At 67.9% G+C, this 9,736-nt stretch carries 9 protein-coding genes; 3 read left to right on the top strand and 6 right to left on the bottom strand.

Annotation, left to right across the window (positions count from 1 at the left end; genetic code table 11):
- Positions 1-26: 26 nt before the first annotated feature.
- Both E4L96_RS10965 and E4L96_RS10970 read right to left on the bottom strand, forming a co-directional pair.
- Entirely contained in the window at positions 27-680 is a 654-nt protein-coding gene (locus E4L96_RS10965; protein WP_135207258.1) for a glutathione S-transferase family protein, read from the bottom strand.
- Between the two features lie 74 nt (positions 681-754).
- A complete protein-coding gene (locus tag E4L96_RS10970) occupies positions 755-1,231 on the bottom strand; it encodes an Lrp/AsnC family transcriptional regulator (protein WP_220433420.1) in 477 nt (158 codons plus the stop codon).
- Between the two features lie 154 nt (positions 1,232-1,385).
- On the opposite strand from E4L96_RS10970, the gene E4L96_RS10975 reads away from it, so the two are divergent.
- Together E4L96_RS10975 and E4L96_RS10980 are read left to right on the top strand one after the other, a co-directional pair.
- Positions 1,386-4,166, top strand: a complete 2,781-nt coding sequence (locus E4L96_RS10975) for a TonB-dependent receptor (RefSeq protein WP_135207259.1) — start codon at positions 1,386-1,388, stop codon at positions 4,164-4,166.
- Positions 4,167-4,190: 24 nt separating this feature from the next.
- Complete coding sequence (locus tag E4L96_RS10980) at positions 4,191-5,537, top strand: M28 family peptidase (protein WP_229414395.1); 1,347 nt, start codon at positions 4,191-4,193, stop codon at positions 5,535-5,537.
- A 9-nt stretch (positions 5,538-5,546) separates the two neighbouring features.
- On the opposite strand, the gene E4L96_RS10985 is transcribed toward E4L96_RS10980, so the two are convergent.
- Positions 5,547-6,446, bottom strand: coding sequence for a pyridoxamine 5'-phosphate oxidase family protein (locus tag E4L96_RS10985; RefSeq protein WP_135207261.1), 900 nt, complete (start codon positions 6,444-6,446; stop codon positions 5,547-5,549).
- Positions 6,447-6,453: 7 nt separating this feature from the next.
- A complete protein-coding gene (locus E4L96_RS10990; RefSeq protein WP_135207262.1) occupies positions 6,454-7,062 on the bottom strand; it encodes a glutathione S-transferase family protein in 609 nt (202 codons plus the stop codon).
- Between the two features lie 110 nt (positions 7,063-7,172).
- Between E4L96_RS10990 and E4L96_RS10995 the strand changes: the two genes are divergently transcribed.
- On the top strand, positions 7,173-8,066 hold the full coding sequence (locus E4L96_RS10995) for a LysR family transcriptional regulator (RefSeq protein ID WP_135207263.1): 894 nt from the start codon (positions 7,173-7,175) through the stop codon (positions 8,064-8,066).
- 17 nt (positions 8,067-8,083) lie between these two features.
- On the opposite strand, the gene E4L96_RS11000 is transcribed toward E4L96_RS10995, so the two are convergent.
- Both E4L96_RS11000 and E4L96_RS11005 read right to left on the bottom strand, forming a co-directional pair.
- Positions 8,084-9,046: an alpha/beta hydrolase gene (locus E4L96_RS11000; RefSeq protein WP_135207264.1), complete on the bottom strand. Its 963-nt coding sequence runs from the start codon at positions 9,044-9,046 to the stop codon at positions 8,084-8,086.
- Positions 9,043-9,736: SDR family NAD(P)-dependent oxidoreductase (locus tag E4L96_RS11005; protein WP_135207265.1), on the bottom strand; the 694-nt coding region annotated here is incomplete at its 5' end. The genes E4L96_RS11005 and E4L96_RS11000, both read right to left, overlap by 4 nt.

Raw genomic sequence — 9,736 nt, forward strand, 5'->3', positions numbered from 1 at the left:
GTGGAACGGCGCCACCCTGTGCCGCCTCACTCGCCCGGCGTTTCGCGGAACGGCGCCGCCTGCGCTTCGTACGCGCGCGCAAACGCGGGCCGTGCCTCGCCGCGCGCCACATAGGCCGCCAGCGCCGGGAACTCATCGAGGAGGCCGGAGGGACGCACCCGCCGCAGCACCGACACCATCATCAGATCCCCCGCGCTGAATTCACCGTCCAGCCACTCCCGCTCCCCCAGCCGCGCGGCCAGCTCGCGTAGCCGCACGCGGATCCGGTCCAGTACCAGCGGCATGCGCTCCGCCGCCCACGGCTGCCCGCCCTCGGCGAACTTCGCGTTCTGCAGCTCCAGGATCGGTGGCTCGATGGTGCTGAGCGAGGCAAACATCCACATCACCGCCCGCGCCCGCGCATCCGCATCGCGCGGCAGCAGTCCCTCATAGCGCTCGGCGATGTGAAACACGATGGCGCCGGACTCGAACAGCTCCAGCCCATCCTGCTCCCAGGTCGGAATCTGCCCGAACGGATGCAGGCGCAGGTGCGCCGGCTCCTTCATCGCCGCAAACGACACCGGCCGCACCTCGTACTGCGCGCCCACCTCCTCCAGCGCCCAGCGCACCCGCATGTCGCGCGCGAGGCCTTTGCCGCCGTCGGGCGAGCGTTCGAATGCCGTGATCACAGGAACTGTCATGCTGCTCTCCTCAAGATGATGTTCTCTGCTACGACGATCGGACCTCCGCGAAATCGACAGCGGGTGCCTAAAAATCATCCCGGGAGCGGCGGACTCCCCGGCGCCTTCACCTCGCGCATCACGAACGAGGTGTACACCTCCTTCACGCTCGGCAGCGCGTTGATGAAGGTCTCCGCGAACACGCCGTAGGCCTGCAGGTCCTCGGCCAGCGCCATCAACTGGTAGTCGTAACGCCCCGAGATGCGATGGCAGGACAGCACCTGCGGAATGGCCTGCACCGCGCGCTCGAAGGCTTGCAGATGCCGCGTGTCCTTCTTGTCCAGCGAGATGTGGATGAAGGCCGTGACCTGGTAGCCCAGCTTCGCCGGGTCCAGCTGCGCGCGATAGGCGCGGATCACCCCCTCTTCCTCCAGCCGCTTGACGCGCCGCCAGCACGGGGAGGTGGACAGGGACACCCGCTCGGCCAGCTCGGCGCTCGACAGGCGGGCGTTGGCCTGCAGCTCGTCGAGGATTTTCAGGTCGGTGCGGTCCAGCTTGGGCAGTACGTTCATTGCGCCAATTTCCAAAATACGAAACATTCATTGCGCCAAATGCCGCGCACACAAGGCAACTATAGCAAATCTTGCCAAGTGTTCACCCATATAATTTTTTTTAGCAATACAGCACGGCCATAACGACACCATATTCACCCTGGAGACACTCCCTATGCCGCACCCCAGCTTCACCTTGAAAACCTCCGCCCTCCTCATCGCCGCCGCCTTCGCGGCACCCGCCTACGCCCAGGACACCAGCGACAACAAGGTCGTCATCACCGGCTCCTCCATCAAGCGCATCGAAGGGGAAACCGCGCTGCCCGTGCAGGTGCTCAAGCGCGCTGACATCGAACGGATTGGCGCCGCCTCCACCGAGGAACTGGTCAAGCAACTGAGCTCCCTGTCCAGCGCGGGCAGCTCCACCACCGTGGCCAACGCCTCCGGCTACGGCGGCGGGAATATCGCCACCGTGTCCCTGCGCGGACTCGGTGGCGGGCGCACCCTGGTCCTCGTCAACGGCCGCCGCGTGTCCGTGTACGGCGGCGGCTCGGCCGGCGCCGCCGGGTCGTCGGTGGACGTGAACAGCATCCCGCTGGCCGCCATCGAGCGCGTGGAAGTGCTGAAGGATGGCGCCTCCGCCGTCTACGGTTCGGACGCCATCGCCGGCGTGGTCAACTTCATCTTGCGCCGTGACTTCAAGGGCTACGAGGTCTCGGGCACGTACGGCCAGCCGACCCGCGGCAGCTCGGGGCGCGACGGCAAGGCCTCGCTGTTCGCGGGCTTCGGCAGCATGGCGGACGATGGCTATAACCTCACCGCCGGCATCAACCTGCAGAAGACCACCACCATCTACGGCTACGAGCGCGATTTCGCGCGCCGCCTCAACGTCGAACAGCAGAACGACTACCTGTCGTCGATCTCCTTCCCCGCCAACGTCGCCAAGTACGGCACCGGCGCCTTGATCAGCCCCGTGGCGCCCAACTGCGGCCCGGTGTCGCAAGTGTCGCCGTACGCGCCCACCCGCTGCAGCTTCGATAACAGCCCCTCGGTGTCGCTGCAGCCGGAATTCAAGAAGGCGAGCCTGGTCCTCAACGGCCGCAAGAAGCTGGGCGCGGACTCGGAGATGTACTTCGAGGGCGGCTACACCCAGAACAAGATCAACTCCACCACCCAGGCCGTGCCGATGGCCTACAACGCCATCACGACCGGCACCAACCCCTATGTTCCGCAGTTCAAGGCGCTGATGGCGCAGTACCCGGGCGTGGCGAAGTACGCGGGCACGTATGGCATTGGCGGCTTCGTGCTGGTCCCGTCCAGCCCCTACTACCCCACCGCATGGGCCACGTCCAACGGCCTCGCGGGCCTGCCGCTGCTGCTCAACTACCGCGACGACGCCAACGGCGTGCGCAAGACGCTGGACACCTCCGAGAACGCGCGCCTGCTGCTCGGCGCGCGCGGCACCTGGGCGGGCTGGGACCTGGACACTGGCCTGCTGTACAGCCAGAGCAAGGTGAAGGAAGACCTCCTGCGCGGCTATGCGCAGTACTCCAAGGTGCTCCCCATCCTCAACAGCGGCGTGATCAACCCGTTCGGCGAGACCACCGACAAGAACGCGCTGGCGCAGGTGCAGGAGGCGGAATTCCGCGGCACCAGCTACAGCACCAAGACTTCGACCACCTCGCTCGATTTCAAGGGTTCGCGTGAGCTCTACCAGCTCCCGGCGGGCATGCTGGCGGTGGCGCTGGGCGCCGAACTGCGGCAGGAGAAGTTCGAGTACAACCCGTCGGTCGCCATCCAGACCGGCGACATCGCGGGCCTGGGCGGCAACGCCTTCCCGGTCACGGGCCAGCGCCACGTGGAGTCGTTCTACGCTGAGGCCAGCATCCCTATCCTCGCCAAGCTCGATGGCGATGTCGCCGTGCGCTACGACCATTACCAGGGCGTCGGCAGCACCGTGAACCCGAAGGCCTCGCTCCGCTGGCAGCCGTCGTCCACCTGGCTGGTGCGCTCCTCGGTCGGCACGGGCTTCCGCGCGCCCTCTCTGACGGACCTGTACACACCACAGGCCACCAGCGTCACCGCCAACGGCACGCGCGACCCAATCCGCTGCCCGGACATCAAGACCGGTTCCCCGAGCGACTGCAACTTCCAGTTCCTCACGCTCACCGGCGGCAACCCCAGCCTCAAGCCGGAGAAGTCGCTGTCCTGGACCTTTGGCGTGATGTTCGAGCCGACCCGCGACCTGTCCGTGGCGGTGGACGCCTTCCGCGTCAACCTGAAGGATGCGATCGTGGTGGGCGGCCTGTCCTCCACCTACTTCCTGGCCAATGCGGACCGCGCGCGCCAGTACGCCGCCTTCATCCAGCGCGGTGCGCCGGACGGGAATCCGAGCGGCGTGGGCCCGATCACTGGCATCGTCCAGACCAACGCCAACCTGTTCAAGACCCAGCTGGCCGGTATCGACCTGGATAGCCGCTACGGCCTGCGCTTCGAATCGGGCAGCCGTCTGATGTTCCGCCTGTCCGGCACCTATCTCGCCAAATACGACGTGCAGGGCCCGAGCGGCGCCTACACCAGCTCCCTCGACCAGGCGCTCAACGCGGCCGGTGGCGTGATCCTGCGCTGGAAGCACAACGCGGCCGTCACCTATGGCGTGGGTCCGTTCGAAGCCACGCTGGCGCACAACTACCAGAAGGGCTACACAGACGTCGCGGCCAACCGCGCGCCTGCGGGCACGCCGGTGCGCAAGGTCGAGCCGTACCAGACGCTGGACCTGCAGCTGGCCTACAACGGCATCAGGAACACCCGCCTCACGCTGGGCGTGAAGAACCTGACCGACCGCGATCCGCCGTACACCAACCTCACCTCCAATTTCCTCGGTGGGTATGATGTGAGCTACGGCGATCCGCGCGGCCGCTTCGTCTACCTGTCCGGCACCTACAGCTGGAAGTAATCAAGGAATCTCATGCATCCTGTTTTGAAAACCTCCCTCCCACTCCTGCTGGCCTGCGGCGCGGCGCAGGCCGCGCCGGGCGAGCCGCCGATCGGCAAGCACCAGGCCGAGATCGACGCCATCGTGCGCGAGATCTCGCCGCAGCGCATCCAGGGCTACATCGAGAAGCTGGTGAGCTTCGGCACGCGGCACACGATGTCCGATACCGAGTCCCCGACGCGTGGCATCGGAGCCGCGCGCCGCTGGATCAAGAGCGAACTGGAACGCTGCGGCGCGGGCAAGCTCGATGTGCAGTTCGACAGTCACCTGCATCCGGTGGCCACGCGCCTCTCGAAGCCGACCGAGATCGTCAACGTGGTCGCGACCCTGCCCGGCACCCAGCCCGCATCGAAGGACCGCATCTACGTCGTCAGCGGCCACTATGATTCGCGCGTGACGGATGTGATGAACTTCACCGCGGACGCCCCGGGCGCCAACGACGACGGCTCCGGCACCGCAGCCGTGATCGAGATGGCCTGCGTGATGGCGAAGCACAGGTTCGACGCCACCCTGGTCTTCATGACCGTGGCCGCCGAGGAGCAGGGCCTGTTCGGTTCCGGCGACTGGGCGCAGAAGGCCAAGGCGAAGCAACTCAACATCGCGGGGATGCTCAACAACGACATCATCGGCAGCTCGCACGACGAGCACGGGAAGCAGGACGCGACGCAGGTCCGCCTGTTCGCGGAAGGCGTGCCGCCGGTGAGGGAGACCACGCCGGAACTGCGCACCCTGATCACCACCGGGGGCGAGAACGACTCGATCACGCGCCAGCTGGCCCGCCACATCAAGGACACCGGCGAGCGCTACGTGGATGGGTTCAAGGTGAACATCATCTACCGGCGCGACCGCTACCTGCGCGGCGGCGACCACAGCCCCTTCCTCGACGCGGGCTATGCGGCGGTGCGCTTCACCGAGCCGCACGAGGACTTCAACCACCAGCACCAGGACCTGCGCACTGAGAACGGCAAGAAGATCGGCGACCTGCCCGAGTACGTGGACCCGGCCTATATCGCCCAGGTGGCGCGCGTGAATGCGGCCTCGCTGGCGTCGCTGGCGCTGGCGCCGGCGGTGCCGCAGGAGGTCAAGGTCCGCACCGCGGCGCTGGACAACGGCACGGAGCTGGTGTGGAAGGCGAATGCGGAGCCCGACCTCGCGGGCTACCGCATCGTTTGGCGCGACACCACATCCCCGCTGTGGCAGGGAGCGCAGTACGTGGGCAACGTCACCACCTTCCGCCTCGACCAGTCGAAGGACAATGTGCTGTTCGGCGTGCAGGCGGTGGACAAGGACGGCAACGTGAGCCCGGCGGTCTATCCGGTGCCCGCACGCTGAGTCCTGCGCTCACTCCCCGGCGTACGGAAAGGCGCCGGGGCGCAGCCAGCCGCGCACCACGCGAAAGGTCCAGGCCCGCTGCGCCAGTGGGTCCGTGGGCAGCGCGTCTGGCCGCCAGTTCACTTCCGCCACGCCCTGCAGGTGCAGCATGTCGCCGGTCGCAAAGTCGGCCAGCACCAGCGCGGCGCGCGGCTCCAGCAGCATGTTCCCCAGCGTGTTGAAAAAGCGGTTGCCGGGGTAGTCCGGCACGGTCAGCACGCGCCCGGCCAGCCGCACGAAACCGGCCGGTCCGCCGCGGTGCGAGATGTCCACGCCGCGCGCCAGCGGCTGCGCAGCCGGGCCGCTGGCGGTAGCGACAAACAGGGTCTCGCACTGCGCGATCATCTGGACGGCGGCGGGCGGCAGCTGGTCTCCCTCCTCCGTTTCGAACGACTGCACCGGGCCTTGCGAACGGGGAACCCGTGCCAGCGTGCGCACGCGGATGTACTTCGGGCAGTTGCCGAAGGACTGGCGTACCTGCATGCTGAAGCCTTGCGCCGACTGGCGCGTCACTACACCATTGACCCGGTTGCGGCGCCGGGTCGGCAGCTCGATGCCGAGCATGCCGATCGATGCGCCTTCGCGCAAATGCCGCGCCACAGGATCATCTTCCGGCGGCAGCGCGGCGACGTCCAGCCGGTCTGCCTCTGGCGAAGTTGCGAAGCCCGGTGGCGCGGACAGCAGTGTGGCCACTGGCCAGCCCAGGTCATCCAGCGCGCCCACGCACAGGAAGGGCAGCAGCGGGAAGAAGTGGCGGTGCTGGTCCGGCATCCGGTCCCGGATCGGAGCGCCCGCCGGGCCGCCACCGGCCAGGCGCTGCGCTTCCAGTTCGCCCGCGTGGAAGGGCTTGGGGATGCGGTGGTCTTCCATCACCGTCTCACTCGGCGGGCATGGGCACGAACCCGGGCAGCGCCTGCACGCGGGCGATCCACGCCTGCACATGCGGGTACGGCGCAAGATCGATGCCGCCTTCGGGCGCGTGCGCCACGTAGGCGTAGCAGGCCAGGTCGGCCAGCGTGGCCGTGTCGCCCGCGAGGAACGAAGTAGTGGCCAGTTCCGCATTCATGAAGCCGAGCACTTTGGCAGCCAGGTCCTGCATCACCGGCTGGGGCATGCCGGTATCGAAGAAGCGGGCCTGGATACGCGCGCGCGCCGGACCAAACGCGATTTCGCCCGCGGCCAGCGACAGCCAGCGCTGCACGCGCGCGGCGCCGATCGCGTCTTCCGGCAGCCACGCACTGCCCGGCGCATAGCGCTTGGCCAGGTAGACGAGGATGGCGTTGCTGTCTGCCAGCACCAGGTCGCCGTCGGTCAGCACCGGGATCTGGCCCAGCGGGTTCAACTTGCGGAACTCGGCCGACTGCCGCACTGCCGCTCCCGCCTCCACGCTGCGGAAGGGCAGCTGGAGCATGCGCAGGAAGGTCTCGACGCGGTGGGCGTGTCCAGACAGGCGGGTGCCATAAACGACGATCTCGGGTGCTTGCATGATGGGCCTCGCAGTGGAAATGAGCCCTCATCGTAATCATTCCCGCAGCAATACAGAATGCCCCATAATGGCAATTCACTATTCCGGTTTTTGGAAGAATTCGGACCCCCATGGACCGTCTCGACGAACTGCAGGTCTTCCTCGCCATCCTCGACAGCGGCAACATGGCTGCGGCCGCGCGGCGGCTGAATCGTTCGCCGCCCGCCGTCACGCGCATCCTGACCGCGCTGGAGCAGCGCGTGGGCGCGCGCCTGTTCGAGCGCAGTACGCGGCGGCTGGTGGCCACCGACGCGGGCACGCGTTTGGCCGAACAGGCACGCCGCCTGCTGGCCGATTACGACAGCGCCGTCCAGCTGCCCGGCAACGCCACGCCGCGCGGCCTGCTGCGTGTGGCCGCGCCGCTGATGTTCGGCCGCCGCCACGTGACGCCCATTGTTCTGACTTTCCTCCAGCGCTACCCGGAGGTGCAGGTGGACCTGCGCCTCGCGGACCGCAACGTGGACTTGATCGAGGAAGGCATTGATGCGGCCTTCCGTATCGGGCCCCTGTCGAATACCGCCTTCGTTGCACGCCAGCTGGGGCAGGTGCGCCGCGTGGTCGTCGCCAGCCCTGCCTACCTGGACCGCTGCGGAGAGCCGTCCGCGCCCGCCGCGCTGTCGTCGCACGAACTGATATTGGCGACCACGGTGCGCGGCCTGCCGGAGTGGCGCTTCAAAGTGGATGGGCGCGAACAGGCAGTGCGCGTGACGCCGCGCCTGCAGCTCAATGACATGGAGGCGGTGCTGCATGCTGCGCTCGATGGTTTCGGCATCGCGCGCGTGCTGTCGTACCAGGCCGCACCGGCGCTCAAGGCGGGGCAGCTGGTGCGCCTGCTGCGCCGTTTTGAACCGGAACCGGTGCCAGTGCACCTGGTGCTGCCCAGCACCCGCCACATGGCGCCGCGGCTGCGCGCCTTCATCGACTTTGCAGTCTCCGCGTGCGCGGAGCTGGATGTGCTGCGCTGACGCCGCGTGCTGAGACCCTATGCGTTCGTTTCGGCAGCGACGCGCTGCGCCACCGTGTCAATCAGCTGTGCACACTGCTGTGGGTACACGACCGGCAGCATATGCCCGCCCTCAATGACCTCCAACGTCGAACCGGGAATCAGACGTACCAGCGCCTGGCCGTTCTCCCGCCAATCGAGGATCGCGTCACCGGAGCCGTACAACACCCCCACCGGCAAGCGCAGGTCCGCATAGCGCGCCATCTGGTCCGGCATCGCGGCGGGCAAGGCCTGCAGGTCCGCCGAGGCGCCAAGGAAAGGCGCGGGGCGGAGTGTGAGCAGGCCGCCGCCCTTGGTGCGGAAGTCGCGCGGCACCGGGTCCGGCGCGAAGATCTGCCCGAGGACCTTCTGCCCCAGCGCGATCGACATGGGCGTCGCCAGCGTGTACGCCACTGCGGTGCGCACCACACCGTTCGCAATGGTCAAGCCCTTGAAGGCGTCGGCCACCTTCGGCTCGGCGGGCAAATGCGTGAGGGGCGCCAGTAGCGCCAGCCCGCCCACCTTGTCCGGAAAGTCCAGCGCCAGCCGCAGGGCCAGCGCGCCGCCCAGCGAGTGGCCGACAACAACCGGCTTCTCCAGCCGCAGATGGTCGATCAGCGCGGCCAGCGTGCGCGCCTGCGTGGCCAGGTCGGCGGGCGCGCCGTCAGCGCGCGGCGAGTAGCCGGAACCGGGGCGGTCCACCAGCACCACCCGGTAGCGATTGCGCAGCTGCGCCGTGAGCGAATGGCTGAAGTTGCGCACCTGCCCACCGAGGCCGTGCACCAGCAGGAGCGGCTGGCCCTCCCCTTCCTCATGCACGTGCAGGCGCGTACCCGCGACGTCGATGATGCGGCCGAGCGGCGGCACCACCGCCTCGACCTTGCGCGCGGTGGCGCGGGTGAACTGGACCAGGGCCGCCACGACAAGCGCGAGCACCGCCAGCAGGATGAGAATGATCGTCATGCGCGCCGCATCGCCTTTCGCAGGATGTTCCAGTAACCAACCGGCATCAGGCGCTCCAGCACCGACACCACCTTGGCATCACCGCCCACCAGCACCCGCGCGCGTTCGCGCTCGATGCCCTCGACGATGATCTCGCCCGCCCGCTCCGGCGGCATGCGCAGCAGCTTTTGCGTGAGGCGGCGCTGGCGTTCCACTTCGTCCACCGGCGCACCGGCCGGCACGCGCGCGCTTTTCGCGATGGACGTGTTCACGCCGCCGGGGTGTACCACCGTCACGCCCACGCGGCTGCCCTCCATCTCCAGTTCATGCCGCAGCGCGTTGGAAAAGCCGCGCACCGCGAACTTGCTGGCCGAGTAGGCAGCCTGCCCCGGCGGCGCAACCAGGCCATACAGGCTGGAGAGATTGACGATGCGCGCCGCATCGCGCTCTCGCAGCAGCGGCAGGAAGCCGCGCGTCATGCGCACCACCGCGTGGAAATTGATCTCCAGGAGCCAGTCGAAATCCAGTTCGCTCACCTGCTCGAAGGTACCACCAAGGGCCACGCCGGCGTTGTTGATGAGGATGTCCACCTGGCCGAAGCGGTCCAGCACCTGCTGCGGAAACGCGCGCACGCGCTCGCGGTCCGCCACGTCCAGCTGCCAGCCCGCGGCCCGCACGCCGAGTTCGCGCGCGGCCAGCAGATAGATGTCC

Origin of the sequence: Zemynaea arenosa, assembly GCF_004614185.1 — a bacterium.
Taxonomy (GTDB): Bacteria; Pseudomonadota; Gammaproteobacteria; order Burkholderiales; family Burkholderiaceae_D; genus Telluria; species Telluria arenosa.